Below are 15,248 nucleotides of genomic sequence, written 5' to 3'. Positions count from 1 at the left end.
TTCTCGTTCCGCCCCCACGTTTAAACCGCGTCGGATCGGGCGGGCAAGGCCGGTAAGAGAGATCTTCCGCCAGGAGAACGATACCCCGCGCGGCGCGTTGTATGGTCATCACCATGAGGAGAACCGCCATGGGCACCAACGACACCAACGCAACGCCGGAGCAACGTCGCCCAGCCGACGTTCATCCGACACCGTCCGGCCCGGAGCCGGGCGACGAAGAGTCCATCGCGCCGGCCTCGGTCCAGCCGATGGGCAAGAAGGACGAGAGCGAACCGCCTATCGTGAACCCCGTAACGGGGGCGCCGATTTAGGAGATTATGACCGTCGCCCGCTTCCGGGGGACGGTCATGATCAGTCGGCGGCCCAATGCCCTTCGCACGCACAAGGTCTCGGCCTAAGTCTCAGTCGAATTTGACCAGATCCTTGAAGATCAGGCGTCCCCAGGTCTTCCCCTGAGCCTGTACGAGCAGACCACCTTCCGAGAGGGCACCGAGATTGACCGGTGCGAAACCGAGCTTATCGGCAAGTGCTCCGATTTCCGCAGTGGCGCCGTCATCATCGCTCGACAGGAAGACGACCCTCCTGCCGCCGTGTACGGCCGGGTCCTGGTCGAAGACGGCAGCCACCAGATGGTTGAAACCCTTAACCACCCTGCTGCCTGAAAACGCCTTTTCGACCACCTTGGCGGAAGGTTGGCCTCCGAGCTTTTCCACCGGCTGCCCATAAGCGTTGGTGACATCGACGATGATCTTTCCCTCCCAGTCTGGCAGGGCCTTCGCGACATCCGGGTGTTGTTCGAAACGCACCGCCAGAAAGACGACGTCCGCCTTGACGGCTTCTGCGAGGGTCACGGGCCTGACGCCGGTTCCGATCGCTGCCGCTTCGGATGCAAAACTTTGCGGGTCGCGCGTGGTCGCCACGGATACGTCCATCCCGCTTCGCGCAAACGCTCTTGCCAGAGCCTGGCCGATCTCGCCGAAGCCGATGATTGAATAGGTCATGATATTCTCCTTGATTTCATTGTCTCCGACAGCTCTCGCCGACATTTCGACATGCTGCGGATGACGAGTTTCAGAGTTGGGCAAGGCCGCCATCGGCCGCCACTTCGCTGCCGGTCATGAAGCTGCTGTCAGGTGAGGCGAGAAAGGCAGCCACGGCTGCGATTTCGGCCGGGTCGGCCATGCGCTGGAGCGGCGTCATCGCCGCGAAGGCTTTCTGGCCTTCTTCGCCAAGCGCATCCTTGGCGAGATCGGTGGCCGTCGCGCCGGGAGACAGGACATTCACCCGGATTCCCGTGCCTTTGAGGTCTTCTGCCCAGGTCCGCGCGAGATTGCGCACGGCCGCCTTGCTCGCGCTATAGGCCGTCATTCCCGGGGCACCGGTGGTGCCGGCGCTGGATCCGGTCAGAATGATCGAAGCGCCTGGCGCCATCAGCGGCAGCGCCTTCTGAACTGTGAAGATCGTCCCCTTCACATTGGTATCGAAGGTTTCGTCAATATGCCGAGCGGTGATCTCGCCGAGCGGCAGCATGCTTCCGGCTCCGGCATTGGCGACGACGATATCGAGGCTACCGCGCTCGGCCTTCACCGCCGCGTAGAGCCGGTCGAGGTCCGACTCGTCGGAGACCGAGCCCTTTATGGCGCGAACGTTCGGCCCGAGTTCTGCAATCGCGGCGTCGAGCGCATCCTGGCGGCGGCCGAAGATGAAAACGAAAGCGCCTTCCGCGACAAAGCGCTTCGCTGCGGCAAGGCCAATACCGGTCGCACCACCAGTGATCACGGCCGTTTTTCCATCCAGTCTTTTCATGTCATCCATCCTTTGCAGTTCTCTGGAGCGGGAGCGTCCCGAGAGCCTGGAGATAAGCCTGGATGGACGAGGCTTTCAGTGTGAAAACGCGCACATCGGTGGTGCAAAAATCATCCGGCACCTTGGTCAAACTGCTATTCATCTTCTGGCAAAAATACCGGGACAGATAGCGCTTACGCGGATAGAGCTATTTACGCTCAGTAGAGTGGTCTACGATGTGTGACGGACAAATTCTCACAAAAGCACCTTGGCGGTGCCGGAGCGCACCATGAACGACTGGGACGACATTCGTTATTTCCTCGCTGTCGCACGCGCCGGTTCCGTCCGTGCGGCCGCGGAAAACCTCGGGGTCAACCACTCGACCGTGCTGCGGCGCGTCGCGCAGCTGGAGGAGCGCCTCGGGGCACAGATGTTCGAAAAGCTGCCATCCGGCTACCGCGTCACGTCGGCGGGAGAGGAAGTGCGCGAACTCGCGGAGCTGATGGAGACATCGTCTCGGCAACTGGAGACGCGCATCCTCGGCCGCGACCAGAGCGTTCGGGGACTGCTGCGGGTGACCCTGGCGCCAACCCTTGCGACACGCCTCCTCATGCCTGATTTCGCCGACTTCGCACGCAACCATCCGGATATCGAGATCGACGTCATCTCGTCAGGCGATCTGGCGAACCTCACCAACCGGGAAGCCGACGTCGCGATCCGCGTCGTCTACGACCGCAAGACCCTGCCACTCAATCTGCATGCTCTGAAGGGCCCGGACATTTATGGCGCCGTCTACATGGCCCGCGATCTTTTGGCGGCAAGGCGTGCAGGAAACCGTGCTCCTGTCCGGTGGATCGTCATCAGCAGCCATGGAATCCCGGAATGGGTCCGCGAGGGTGAAGTCGAGGCCAGCGGAGTTCCATTCAAGGTGACGGATGCGGAGGCGCAGATCGTTGCCGTGCGCCAGGGGCTCGGGGTAACGACGCTGCCGTGTTTCGTCGGAGATGCCGATCCGCAACTGGTGAGGGTTCCGGGCATAGATCTGCATATGTACGGAACGCTCTGGCTTCTCACCCAGGGCGAAACACGCAAGACGAAGCGGGTCCGACTGTTTACGGAGTTCGTGTCCCGCAGGCTTGCCGAACATGCCCAACTTCTTGCCGGAATGCGGGACAGGTCAGAAGGATCGGACGATGACGCAAATCGCGGGCTCTGAATATGGGATGTCCGGCAAAGGATATTGCGCGGATGTATTCGGAGGCTGAAAGTTGTCATCTCCGTTTACCAGCCATTAACCATACGGGCTCAACCTTAACGCGATCGGCATCGGGAGAAGCAGATCGCTTACGACTGGAGTGGCGAATACGTTCAGATGAAGAAAGACGAAGTGCTGGTTTTCGCAGCACTCGCGACTGGCGCAGGGGCGCTTGTTCTCGCGGCTTTCATGCTCTTTCTTGGCAGCTCAAATCCCCCTGATTTGATCCATAGGCCCAAAACCGAACCAATACACAGCGTCAGTACAAAGACTGCCGTCGATTTCAGCCGATCCCTGAAGTCTGCGCCGCGTCCGATCTGAGCAGCCAATCCGATTAAAACGGCATTCAGTGCGGGATCCGCGAGGAGAAACATAGCAACCTCGCCGTGGGAGTGCGTTCGGGAGTTCTTGCCGAGTCCCGACAAGAATAACGGCCTCGATGACGATCGAAGCCGGCAAGGGATCCATTGCGATCTTTCCGCAATGACCTATTTAGCTCTCCAATGACCAGTTCCCAATAAAGGACAGAAGTTGGCGATGCAGAATTCCCCGGCACCGGAAGGGGCTGCCGAAGACGACGCTCTCGTTCGGAGTGAAACCCGTCGGCGCGCTTTGTTCGAGGCGATTGACGACGGGTTCTGCATTATCGAATTCATCGACGGTCCCGAAGGGCCGCTCAGCGATTACGTCCATGTCGAATCCAATTCCGGCTACGAGCGACAGACCGGCATCAAGGATGTCGTCGGCAAGCGACTCCGCGAAATCGAGCCAAACAATGCGGACGTCTGGCTGGATATATACGGTGGTGTTTTAAGGACGGGCGAGACCGTCCGCTTCGAGCAGGAATTCAAGGCGATCGGCCGCCATATCGAAGTGTCGGCCACGCGTCTTGAGCCTGAAAGCCTCCGACAGGTCTCCGTTCTCTTTCGCGATATCACCGCACGCAAATCCGCCGAAGCGGCCCTGCGCCAAAGCGAAGCGCTGGCCCGCGACTATATCCAGCGCGTTCAGCTCGCTCTTGCGGCGGGTGCGATCATCGGAACGTGGTTCTGGGATGTGCCCGCCGATAAATTCACCGTCGACGAGGCATTTGCGACAGCCTTCGGCTTCGATCCCTCGCTCGGACGGTCGGGGCTCAGCCTCTCGCAGGTGATCGAAACTGTCCATCCGGACGATCAGGCAGGCCTGGCAGCTGCCATCGGCAAGGCCCTGAAGGCTGGCGGCCCTTATGCGCACCAATACAGAACCCGCAGGCTGGATGGCAATTATTACTGGCTGGAGGCGAACGGCAGGGTCGATCTCGGACCCGATGGAAAGGCTCTGGCTTTTCCCGGCGTGTTGATCGACATCGAGGCGCGACGCGCGGTTGAAGAAGAGCGCGACCGTGCCTTGGCCGAATTGCGCACGCTGACCGAAACGCTCGAACAACGGGTAGAGGAGCGCACCGACGCACTCATGCACGCGGAGGAGGCCCTTCGACAGGCGCAGAAGATGGAGGCCGTCGGCCAGCTGACAGGAGGGCTCGCGCACGACTTCAACAATATTCTTGCCGGGATCAGCGGCAGCCTGGAATTGATGAAGACGCGCCTAGCGCAGGGCCGCCTGGTCGATATCGACCGCTACCTGACCGGCGCTCAAGGCGCCGTCAAACGCGCCTCCGGCCTGACGCAGCGCCTGCTTGCCTTCTCAAGACGCCAGACACTTGATCCGAAACCCTCCAACATCAACCGGATCATTGCCGGGATGCATGATCTGATCACGCGCAGCGTCGGTCCAGGCATCGAGGTGGAGACGGCAGCGGCCGGTGGCCTGTGGACCGCCTTCGTCGATATCGGACAGCTTGAAAATGCTCTTCTCAACCTGTGCATCAATGCACGCGACGCCATGCCCAATGGCGGCAAGCTGACGGTCGAGACCGGAAACCGCTGGCTGGATGAACGGGCCGCAAGGGAACGCGGCGTCGAACCCGGGCAATATGTCTCGATGTGCGTCAGCGACACCGGCACCGGCATGTCACAAGATGTCATCGCCCGCGCATTCGACCCGTTCTTCACGACGAAACCTACGGGTCAGGGCACGGGGCTCGGGCTCTCGATGGTCTACGGTTTTGCCGGACAGTCGGGTGGTGCAGCCCGGATATATTCGGAACTCGGCAAAGGGACGATGATCTGTATCTACCTGCCTCGTCATATCGCGGACGGTATCGAGGAAGAGGTTCTGGCGCCGGATATCGCCGCCCCCGTGGCATCCGGGAAAACGACGATCCTCGTTGTCGATGACGAACCGCTGGTGCGCATGGTCGCGGTCGAGATCCTCGAAGAACTCGGATATTCGGTTCTCGAAGCAGAGGATGCGCCCTCCGCCCTCAAGATATTGAGTGCACGGCCGGACATCGATCTTCTTGTCACCGACGTTGGCCTTCCGAACGGCATGAACGGCCGTCAGCTTGCCGATGCCGTCCGCACCGATAGGCCCGATCTTCCGGTCCTGTTTGTAACCGGATATGCCGAAAACGCCGTCCTGAACCACGGCCATCTGGAGCGGGGAATGCAGGTTCTTACCAAACCTTTCGCCAGCGACGTATTTGCCAGACGCGTGTCGGAATTGACCTCGGGACAGTAGAGCTTCGCTCGACGGCGCCAGGACCTTTGTGCGAAACCGTACCCTCGGAAAGGCATTCGCAGACGGTGCTATAGTGGGCGAAGCCAGCAAGGAGACGTGCATGGAAACGCCTTCTGATTTCACGCAATTCGTCGTCGAAGTCGTCATTACGGCGCGCGAGATCACACCTCGACGGAGCGTCGAGTTGGGAACGATCCATGGTTTCTGCACGGAAGTTGCGCATAAGCGCGCATCGCATCTGCTGGAATTTCTGGCGAGCGTAAACGGCTTGGCCGCCCTGTCGGCCGCCTTGTCGCAAATGCCCGACCTTGTCATTGCAGAAGACGTAAGCGGTTCGATGTGGACTTTTGTCCGGCCCGACGTGAAGCCAAATATATTGTAAGCAATTACCAGGTCAGCGAAATACTTCCGCTGTCAAAGCTTGCGACAGGGATAATCAATAAGATTAAAACCTTGACGTTCACGAGGAGGCGCATAGTTTTTCAGAGGGGTTAGAAATGCCAGGGCGATCTTGAGATGGATTAAACGATGGCATCGAGATCTATGTCTGAAAAAATGCAGGACCAGCGTCTTGTCGAGCTTCTGTTTTTCGAAACCGAACTCACGCCTCATATGTCTACAAGGAAGTTTCTCTCAAAACATTCGTCTACCCGGACGGCAGCTTCAGGCAGCTTTCCGGATACTGACGCGCTTGCGATCATCTCGCTCTTCCGAGAGCACTGAAGCACATTTGCATTGCCGACCTATAATAGTTTGGCGCCTTGAGACATCCGTGACGGTTTTACTCGGGTGACGGTTGACCTTCGAGTTTTGCAGCCATCGGCGACGTGAATTAGTCGGAACTCATTCACGGTAAGCGATTAATTAATGCGAGCTTGACTATGGATCGAGGTGATTAGCGACCTTTCCGGCGTCAAAGCGTTTTTGACGCATGACAGATCCCGACTGGCTCCCCCGTGTCCCTGACACCCTTTCCTTCCGCCGCATTTTTATGCTCGCGAAAGCGATCTGCAGTTCCAACCGCGCGCCGAAAGAGGTGCGTCGTACGGCACGACGGATCGTCGGCCTTCTCACCCCCATTATCGACAAGCCGATCGCGCCGGCAGCACGCCTTGCCATGGTGCGGCTGACCTATAAACAGCTCGTTGCAATGATTGAGCGGACCGTTGGTAAAGCGCCCGATCCGGATTGCCATCCGCGGCCTGAAACGGCGGAAGCGCTGAATGAAATTGCAGACCTGCAGGCGCATCGAGAAGATTTGAGGGATGGCAATGAAGTCCAGGCTGCGCCGGATGGGCGATAGCGAGCAGACCGGCTGCATCGCAGGTACAGCCGCCAAGACAGAACGGATCAGCCAGGGAGCCATATCTCGAGGTCAGAATGCTGCCGCTTCAGCCGAAATTATTCCTCCGGCGCGCCATCAAGCAGGCCATCGTAAACTTCCAGCAGAGCGTTGGTGATGGCCTGGCCAAGCGCATTTCCGGCCTGGCGAACATCTTCCTCTGATCCTTCGCGCCCAGCGCGCGCGAGATCAAACCCTTGATCGATGACAATTTGTTTCGCGGCCTCGATCGCCCAGAGGCCAAAATCACCACGATTTTCGATCCTGATAGTGTCTTCCATCATGCGCTCCCTTGTATGGCGAGCATCTATCGCCTTCGGGTCGATATGACCAGTGGCGTTAACTTTCAAGTTGTTCGGCCTCTATCCTGGCAAGGCATGAAAGACAAAATCCAAGTCGCTTCGACGTCGTCGATCTGTCCACTGGTATCTATGCTTTCGCAGATCGGTTCACGATCTGCCGCGCCCGCATGATGACAGGCGCGTCGATCATCTCGCCATCCACCTTGACTGCACCGGCGTTTTCTTGCGCAAAAGCCAGCACCCGGGTAGCCCATTCGACTTCCTTTTCGTCCGGAGCAAAGGCGGCGCGCGCCGATTTGATCTGGGCGGGGTGAATCAGCAGCTTTCCGGAAAACCCCATTTCCACCGAATGGGCGCTGTCCGCCAGAATGACATCCTCGTCCGAGAGGGAGGTGGTGACGCCATCGATGGGGGCCGGGATGCCGGCCAATCGGGAGACCAGCACAAGATGGCTGCGAGCGGTCAGCAGCGATTGTCGCGTATGTCCCATCGAAAGGTCAGCGGCATAATCGACGGACCCGAAGGCGAGACGTGCCGCCGATCGGGCAATCGCAAGGGCATTGTGAATGCCGGCAGCACTTTCGACCAGCGCAATCACCGGCAGCTTGAGGCGTTGCGACATTAACCCTATATCACCTTCGTTCTCTGCTTTCGGCAACATCACGGCGTCAAGGGGAAGGAATGCCGCGGCCTCGACATCTTCCGCATGCCAGGCCGTGCCGACCCCATTGATGCGCAGGATCAGCGGAACGCCCCCCCGGACCAGATGCTCCGCCAGGCTCGTGCGCGCAAGCGCCTTGCCTGCCGCGCCGACCGCGTCCTCCAGGTCGATGATCACGGCATCGGCGCCCGATGCAGCCGCCTTGGCGATGCGTTCGGGGCGATCCGCCGGCACGAACAGATGCAGGCAGGTATGGTCGATCGACATTGCCATGCGGTCTATCCTCTATGGCGATGAGCGTCAGGCAAGTTCGACCGCAAGGCCTGACATATCCTTGATATCGTCGAGATGGAGCAAGCTGTTCAGCAGCCGATCGGTCACACCCGTCCCCAGAACAGGTTCGGCAAGCAGACGGAACTTGCTGCAGAAATCTGCCTCGGTCGGAAAATTTTCCGGCTCCCCGCGCGGGTCCGGCACATGCGCGGAAAACTCGCCGGAGGACGTTCTCAACCGGATATTGGCACCGAACGGATGCGGCCTTCCCTCCAGGCTCTCATCCCTCGACACGGTAACGCGCGAAGCCAGTGCATCGATCTCGGAAGTTCCGAGCAGCGCATAATCGTCCCAGCCGAACTGGCCCTTCTTCATGGCGACTGCGGCGGTAAACGGCATCGAGAACTGGCCGTCGACAACACTTCTGGGACGCCGTTTTGCCTCCAGAGGCTCACCTGTCAGGGTGATGCCGTTACGATGCAGACCGATGTCGATCGAAATAATGTCGGCTGGCGCGATCCCCTGCGCGCTGCGCAGGGACAGAATGCCGTCGATAGCCGCATGTGTGTAGCGGCAGCTCGGATAGGGCTTTACCCCGATCATCATGGTCTCGTAGGTTTCGCCGAGCTTGTCGACACCTCGTTGCGGAACCGCACCGTCAGAGTAACCGGAGAGGAAACCGTGTTTGCCTTCGATCGCGTCCGCAGCGCCGACAAAACCTTCCCGTGCCAGCGTCGCCGCAATGACCCCGTTCATGGCAGCGGCACCCACCTGGTATCGCTTGTTCCAGGCGCCATTGACCAGAAACTGCAGCGAGCCGGCCGCCTGGCTTGCCGCCACGCCATAAGCCGATGCGACGCGTTTTGCATCAAGGCCATAAAGGTTGCCGACGGCGGCAGCGGCACCGAAAACGCCGGCAGTCGCTGTCGGATGGAAACCGCGGGCATAATGCGCGGTCGGGTCCAGCGCATTGCCAAGCCGGCAGCAGACTTCATATCCGGTGACGATCGCCGCGATCAGGGCCTTTCCGGAAGAGCCAGTCGTCTGTGCCGCTGCAAACGCCGCCGAAACGACCGGCGCGCTGGGATGCAGAGAGCTGCTGGCATGGGTATCGTCGAAATCGAGCGAATGGCCGAAGGCGCCGTTCAGGAGAGCTGCAATGGCGGGGGAATAACGCTGCTGCAGACCGAAGACGGAAGCATCGCCTGCCGCTCCCAGCCCGAGCTTGCGCACCATGGCAAGGATCGACGGGGTGGAGTCAGCCTCCTTGCTGGCGCGCACGATACTGCCGATGAAATCGATGATCAGGAGCTTTGCCCGCACAACGACCTCGGCTGGCAAATCCTGGTAGGACGTCTCCGCCGCGTAGTGCGACAGTATGCGCGTAACATCGGCCATGATAATTCACCTCCCCTTGGGGCACCCGGCGGAGCCCTGGAGGCACGATGAATGCGCGGATCGATCCGTGTTCGTGCCCGCTCCTTTTGCACCACAGGCAGCACGGCCAACCAATTAGATTTTTGCTTCCACGCCTATAGCAATTCCGTATATCGACAGCTCACTCGACCTCAAGCGGCGGCGGGCGAACGCCCTTCCATCGCCCTGTCTCCATCAGCGATGTCAGCGTCAAACGGCATAACTCCTCGACCGCCCGCACGGCATTGGTCATCGGTCGTGTTGCATTATGGACGAGGTGCACGTCGCGCTCGAGGATGGGACTGATAATCGACCTATGGATCAGCCTGCCCTGCCGCAACTCGCGGGCGATGGCGTTGTAAGGCAGTATCGAATAACCAAAACCTTCCTCCACCAGCTCCTTGATGTTGCCGTAGGAATCGACGTCGATTGCAGTGTTCAACATCAGCCCGACTTCTGAAGCCTTTTTCTCCAGAAGTTCGCGCAGCCCATGCGGCGGGCTTGGCAGGATCAACGGCAGTTCGGCGACATCGCCATAAGGTATCTTGTCGCCGGGGGCGAGTTTGGCGACGTTGATCGGTTCGACCGGGCCGAGCAGGCAGAGCTCCTCGGTCAGTACGTGGGTCGACACCAGATCCCTGTCATTGAATGATGTGTAGATGATGCCGAGATCGATGCGGCCATCCTGCATCCATTCCAGAACAAACCCGCTCATCGCTTCGGCGATCCGCAGCTTGACCTTCGGCAACTGGCGGCGTGCCGCCATGATCAGCGGCACTGAAAGGATCTCGTTGATCGTACCCGGCAGGCCGAGCCGCACCTCTCCTTCGGGCTCGGTCTCGTGGCAGCGGATCTCCTCCTCTGCAACCGCAACCTGATCGAGAACGATCCGGGCATGCCGCAGCAAGATTTCGCCGGCCTCGGTTGCGATGACACCCAAAGGGCTGCGGAAGAGCAACGGCGTCTTGAGGTCCGCCTCCATGTTGCGGACATGATTGCTCAAGGCCGGCTGGGCGACATTGAGGACCGCCGCCGCCTTGGCAAACGACCCCTGTTCAGCGATGGCGATGAAATATCTGAGCTGTCTAAGATCCATTGCCCCCGCCCCTCATGACTCAGACCAATTGAAAAAATGTCATCGGCTGTACCAGCGTAAACATGTCGCCATCCCGCTCGGCATGTTCACTGAAAAGCCGCTCGATCGTCGCCTTTTCAGCTGCGGCGGCCGAGGCGCGCATGGGATCGGCCTCATTCAGGAACGCGATGAATTTGTCTGCATTGGCAAAACGGGAAATCCGGTCGTAGACCACCTTCGCCTTGAGCGACACGAGACCGTTTTCAATGGCATCGCTGATGGCACCTTCGGCCAGAGCGCGGATTTCGGTTTCGTCCTCGACAGGCAGCATGACGGTGAAGAAGGCTCCTGCCGCCTTGGGCTCCACAACAATGATCGACCCGTTCTCCCTGAGGACACGTCGAGCCTCCTTGAGCGCGGCTGGCATCGATTGCGCCGGAACGTGATGAAGCGCGTTCAGGAAGATGACGGCATCGAAGGATCGATCCGCATAGGGCATCCGTTCGGCTGTGCCGACATCAAAGCGGGCGCTGGGAACGGCTGCCGCCGCCTTGCTGATAATTTCGGCCTGCGGATCGAGGCCGGTCACCGAAAATCCCTGCTGCGCCAACGCCGACGACAATCGCCCGCGACCGCAGCCAACATCGAGCACGCTCTGTGCCTTATCCTTCTGCAGGGCGGCAAGGATGAGCGGAAGGGTATCGACCTTTACTTGCGACAATGGCCGCTCGCATTCTTGAAGTCGATGCGTTCCGCCTTCGCAGATCTCGGCAAGCGATCGCCAGTCGGCATTGCGGCATGGCACAAAGCAGGCTCACCGAGGCCTCCAAGCCAGGTGTCGCCGCATGCGCCGATCCAGACCGGAGAACGGCGCGTATCCCGCAATTGGATGACGTTAAGCTCGCGATCCACCAATGTTTCGCCATCGCAGACCGCGACGGCAGCCGCCGCATCGACAAGACCCAGCCGTCTCAGGATCGATCTCAGGAAACCATTCATCCGCGTCCTCCCAGCGCATTGATGATCAGCTCACATGTCCCGGCATCACACCGGCATTCTCCTCCTGATGCGATCTTGGCACACGCAGAGACGCATCGCCATATCAAAGCTCCGCACCGGCCTGCGGCATGTCGACCTCAACCATGCTCGTCATCGGCAGACACGGTCGCCGCAACACGAGCCTTTACCCTTTGGCCAAGAGCCGGCACTGCGCCATAGGTCCGTGGCGCGCCGACGAAGACGGGTGCGGGCGCCGGATAGGCTACCTTTCCCGCCTCGGTCTCAACGGTGATGCGCCGCAAATGCGGATGATGCGCCAGAGCGGCCATGTCGTTGACGCTGGCAAAGGCGGTGTCCGCCTGGGTCAGCCGTCGCGTCGCTTCAGCCTCGCTCATCGTCGCAAAGACCCCGGCCACCAGCCGGTCGGTCTCCTGCCGGTTGGAGACGCGTGCAACATTGGTTGCAAATGCAGGGTCCCTGGCCAGATCCGGCCGTTTCAGGAACTCCTGGCAAAACTTCACCCACTCCCTATCACTCTGAATAGAGATCAGAACCGATTTGCCGTCGGCTGTCGTGAAGACGCTGTAAGGGGCGATCGACGGATGCGCGAGACCGAGGCGTTTCGGCGGCTTGCCACCTTCCGCATGCAGAAGCGGAACCGTCAACCAGTCGGCCATCACGTCGAACATGGAGATCCTGATCTCGACACCCTCGCCGCTTTGCGATCGGGCAATCAACGCTTCAAGGATCGCCGAATAGGCAGTGGCACCGGTGGCGATATCGACAAGAGAAATGCCGACCCGAGCAGGTGCCTCCGGCGCGCCGGTGATCGACGACAGCCCGGACTCCGCCTGGATCAGCAGGTCGTAGGCCTTGCGCGGGGCAAGCGGTCCGTCCTCGCCATATCCGCTGATCGAGCAGAAGATCAACCGGGGATGCCGGGCCCGCAGGACCTCAGGCCCGAAACCCATTCGCTCCATCGCCCCGGGCTTGAGGTTCTGGACGAGAATATCCGCGTCCTGCAGCAACGCAGTAAAGGCCTCTTTGCCGGCGGGCGTCGACAGATCAAGGACAAGCGACTGCTTGCCGCGATTCAGCCAGACGAAATAGCTGCTCTGACCATGGCAGACGTCGTCATAACCCCTGGCGAAATCACCTTCCGGCCGCTCGATCTTGATGACCTCGGCACCGGCATCCGCAAGGCGCGCCGAACAGAAGGGCGCCGCGACGGCCTGCTCGACCGCCACCACCTTGATGCCTTCGAGAGGAAGCCTCGCCTGTTTCATCAGAATGACCTTGGCAGGCCGAGAACATGCTCGGCGACATAACTGAGGATGAGGTTGGTGGAGATCGGTGCCACCTGGTAAAGCCGCGTTTCGCGGAACTTGCGTTCGACATCGTATTCGCAGGCGAAACCGAAACCGCCATGGAATTGCAGGCAGGCATTGGCCGCTTCCCAGGAGGCTTTCGCGGCCAGATATTTCGCCATATTGGCCTGTGCGCCGCACGGCTGCTGCGCATCGTAGAGGCGGCAAGCCTCGTAACGCATCAGGTTGGCTGCCTCGATCTCGATGTAACTTTCGGCGATCGGAAACTGGACGCCCTGGTTCTGGCCGATCGGCCGGCCGAACACGCTGCGCTCCTTGACGTAATTGGAGATCTTTTCGACGAACCAATAACCGTCCCCGATACATTCGGCGGCAATCAGAGTGCGTTCGGCATTGAGGCCCGTCAGGATGTATTTGAACCCCTGCCCCTCCTCGCCGATCAGGTTTTCTTCGGGAATTTCGAGATCGTCGAAAAAGAGTTCGTTGGTCTCGTGATTGACCATGTTGAGGATCGGGCGAACCGACATGCCCTTCGACATGGCTTGCCTGATGTCGACGATAAAGATCGACATGCCTTCCGACTTCTTCTTCACCTGATCAAGCGGCGTGGTGCGCGCCAGCAGGATCATCAGGTCGGAATGCTGGATGCGCGATATCCAGACCTTCTGGCCGTTGACGACGTAACGGTCGCCTTTCTTGACGGCCGTCGTCTTGATCCGGGTCGTATCCGTGCCGGTGGTCGGTTCGGTGACGCCCATCGACTGCAGTCGGAGCTCGCCCGCCGCGATCTTCGGCAGGAAACGCCGGCGCTGTTCTTCCGAACCGTGCCGCACGAGCGTATTCATGTTGTACATCTGGCCGTGGCAGGCACCGGAATTGCCGCCAGAACGGTTGATCTCCTCCATGATGACAGATGCCTCGGTCAGGCCGAGACCCGACCCGCCGTATTCTTCAGGGATAAGAGCCGCCATCCAGCCTGCCTTGGTCAGTGCATCGACGAACTCCTCCGGATAACCACGCTGCTCGTCGACGCGGCGGTGATATTCGGGCGGGAACTCGGCGCACAGGGCACGAACAGCATCGCGAATATCCTGATGGCTGTCGGCGTGGACGTTTTGCATTCAGTCACTCTCCACCTGCGGGACGGCGGGTGTGGCCTCATATGGGAAACCACTCCCGCGCCGGACCTTCTTCGGTCCTGTCTGCAAACTTTTAAGTGGCGGAAAAACTTACCGCCAATACGCTTGAGAGTGGTCCGCTATGCCTCTCTGCTATAGCCCGCGAACCACGCGTTTTCATTTCCAGATCGAGCCCGCGGTTCGCCGTTCGAGTATCTCGACGGCGAAAGACAGCCTGGATCAGAAGCCGGCATCCGCGACCATCGCTTCAGCGCCATCGTGGCGGCGAGCCCAGAGGCTCATGCGATCGCCGGCTTCGATGCCCTCCAACTTGAACGGCGACATGCCCGCCAACGGCGACTGGCCCCTGAACGAAAATTCCTTCAGCTTCCGGCCGGCCGAGCGCTCGGCAAGTCCCGCCAGAAGCGTTGCCGTCAGCGGACCGTGAAAAACGAGGCCGGGATATCCCTCCACAGTGCGGGCATAATCACCGTCGTAATGGATGCGATGGCCATTAAAGGTCAGCGCCGAATACCGGAATAACATCACTTCCGTCGGCGTCACCTCTTCAGCAAAGGCCGGGATCCGATCGACGAGTTTCGGTGCGGGCGCAGGGACATCCGGCGCCGGATCCTCGCGATAGACGATGTCCTGTTCCTCGATGATCGATACCTCGCCGCTTACGACCACCTCGTACCGGACGGTCACGAAGCAGAGCTTTCCCGAGCGCCCATCCTTTTCGGAAATGCTCTGGATCGATGAGCGCTTGACCGCCTTGTCTCCCAGTTTCAGCGGCTTCCCAAAAGTAAAGCGTCCGCCGGCCCACATGCGTCGCGGCAAGGAAACCGGGGGCAGAAAACCACCTTTTTTCGGGTGTCCATCGCGGCCGAGATCACCGGCCGGCTTCGCCTCCAGAAAATAGAGAAAATGCCAGAGCGGCGGCAGGTCATCGCCCGGCGCAAGCGTATCTTCGTGGCCGAGTGTGGCGAGCATGAAATTGGCAGGCTGCGGACGGATTTCGTCTGAAATCTCGACACTGCGCCCAATCCAGTCCTGGATGTTTTCAGACATG

At 59.9% G+C, this 15,248-nt stretch carries 16 protein-coding genes; 5 read left to right on the top strand and 11 right to left on the bottom strand.

The features are described from left to right. Positions 1–128: 128 nt before the first annotated feature. Entirely contained in the window at positions 129–311 is a 183-nt protein-coding gene (locus FHW37_RS05055; RefSeq protein ID WP_145633320.1) for a hypothetical protein, read from the top strand. A gap of 90 nt (positions 312–401) precedes the next feature. Here the strand turns inward: FHW37_RS05055 and FHW37_RS05050 are convergent, their stop codons facing one another. Both FHW37_RS05050 and FHW37_RS05045 read right to left on the bottom strand, forming a co-directional pair. Continuing rightward, the gene (locus FHW37_RS05050; RefSeq protein WP_145633318.1) at positions 402–1,001 is read right to left on the bottom strand and encodes an NADPH-dependent F420 reductase; all 600 of its coding nucleotides are present in this window, start codon (positions 999–1,001) and stop codon (positions 402–404) included. Between the two features lie 70 nt (positions 1,002–1,071). After that, positions 1,072–1,806: an SDR family NAD(P)-dependent oxidoreductase gene (locus tag FHW37_RS05045; protein WP_145633315.1), complete on the bottom strand. Its 735-nt coding sequence runs from the start codon at positions 1,804–1,806 to the stop codon at positions 1,072–1,074. Positions 1,807–2,074: 268 nt separating this feature from the next. Here FHW37_RS05045 and FHW37_RS05040 point away from each other — a divergent pair, with 268 nt between their 5' ends. From FHW37_RS05040 to FHW37_RS05025, 4 genes are all read left to right on the top strand, one after another. Further along, positions 2,075–3,001, top strand: coding sequence for a LysR family transcriptional regulator (locus FHW37_RS05040; RefSeq protein ID WP_145633312.1), 927 nt, complete (start codon positions 2,075–2,077; stop codon positions 2,999–3,001). 576 nt (positions 3,002–3,577) lie between these two features. Further along, positions 3,578–5,662 carry a response regulator gene (locus tag FHW37_RS05035; RefSeq protein ID WP_145633309.1) on the top strand — a complete coding sequence of 695 codons (2,085 nt, stop codon included), beginning with the start codon at positions 3,578–3,580 and terminating at the stop codon, positions 5,660–5,662. Between the two features lie 100 nt (positions 5,663–5,762). After that, a complete protein-coding gene (locus FHW37_RS05030) occupies positions 5,763–6,044 on the top strand; it encodes a hypothetical protein (protein ID WP_145633306.1) in 282 nt (93 codons plus the stop codon). A 549-nt stretch (positions 6,045–6,593) separates the two neighbouring features. Beyond that, the gene (locus tag FHW37_RS05025) at positions 6,594–6,965 is read left to right on the top strand and encodes a hypothetical protein (RefSeq protein ID WP_145633303.1); all 372 of its coding nucleotides are present in this window, start codon (positions 6,594–6,596) and stop codon (positions 6,963–6,965) included. A gap of 98 nt (positions 6,966–7,063) precedes the next feature. Here FHW37_RS05025 and FHW37_RS05020 read toward each other — a convergent pair whose 3' ends face one another. The 9 genes from FHW37_RS05020 to FHW37_RS04985 form a co-directional block, all read right to left on the bottom strand. Next, the gene (locus tag FHW37_RS05020) at positions 7,064–7,285 is read right to left on the bottom strand and encodes a hypothetical protein (RefSeq protein WP_145633865.1); all 222 of its coding nucleotides are present in this window, start codon (positions 7,283–7,285) and stop codon (positions 7,064–7,066) included. Between the two features lie 148 nt (positions 7,286–7,433). Beyond that, on the bottom strand, positions 7,434–8,234 hold the full coding sequence (locus tag FHW37_RS05015; protein ID WP_145633864.1) for an HpcH/HpaI aldolase/citrate lyase family protein: 801 nt from the start codon (positions 8,232–8,234) through the stop codon (positions 7,434–7,436). 33 nt (positions 8,235–8,267) lie between these two features. After that, positions 8,268–9,638, bottom strand: coding sequence for an MmgE/PrpD family protein (locus tag FHW37_RS05010; RefSeq protein ID WP_145633298.1), 1,371 nt, complete (start codon positions 9,636–9,638; stop codon positions 8,268–8,270). 160 nt (positions 9,639–9,798) lie between these two features. After that, on the bottom strand, positions 9,799–10,752 hold the full coding sequence (locus FHW37_RS05005; protein WP_145633295.1) for a LysR substrate-binding domain-containing protein: 954 nt from the start codon (positions 10,750–10,752) through the stop codon (positions 9,799–9,801). Positions 10,753–10,771: 19 nt separating this feature from the next. Continuing rightward, positions 10,772–11,452 carry a class I SAM-dependent methyltransferase gene (locus FHW37_RS05000; RefSeq protein ID WP_186458146.1) on the bottom strand — a complete coding sequence of 227 codons (681 nt, stop codon included), beginning with the start codon at positions 11,450–11,452 and terminating at the stop codon, positions 10,772–10,774. Beyond that, a complete protein-coding gene (locus tag FHW37_RS33455) occupies positions 11,440–11,730 on the bottom strand; it encodes a hypothetical protein (RefSeq protein WP_186458145.1) in 291 nt (96 codons plus the stop codon). Before FHW37_RS33455 ends, FHW37_RS05000 begins: the two co-directional genes overlap by 13 nt. A 137-nt stretch (positions 11,731–11,867) precedes the next feature. Next, a complete protein-coding gene (locus FHW37_RS04995; RefSeq protein WP_145633289.1) occupies positions 11,868–13,016 on the bottom strand; it encodes a CaiB/BaiF CoA transferase family protein in 1,149 nt (382 codons plus the stop codon). Then, positions 13,016–14,179, bottom strand: coding sequence for an acyl-CoA dehydrogenase family protein (locus tag FHW37_RS04990; protein ID WP_145633286.1), 1,164 nt, complete (start codon positions 14,177–14,179; stop codon positions 13,016–13,018). The genes FHW37_RS04995 and FHW37_RS04990 overlap by 1 nt, the downstream gene beginning before the upstream one ends. 237 nt (positions 14,180–14,416) lie before the next feature. After that, complete coding sequence (locus tag FHW37_RS04985) at positions 14,417–15,247, bottom strand: FAS1-like dehydratase domain-containing protein (protein WP_145633283.1); 831 nt, start codon at positions 15,245–15,247, stop codon at positions 14,417–14,419. Position 15,248 lies beyond the last annotated feature (1 nt).

Origin of the sequence: Neorhizobium alkalisoli (genome assembly GCF_007829835.1) — a bacterium.
In the GTDB taxonomy this organism is placed as follows: domain Bacteria; phylum Pseudomonadota; class Alphaproteobacteria; order Rhizobiales; family Rhizobiaceae; genus Neorhizobium.
The sequence above is the reverse complement of the archived record's forward strand: the minus strand, read 5'-3'. Positions and strand labels throughout refer to the sequence as shown.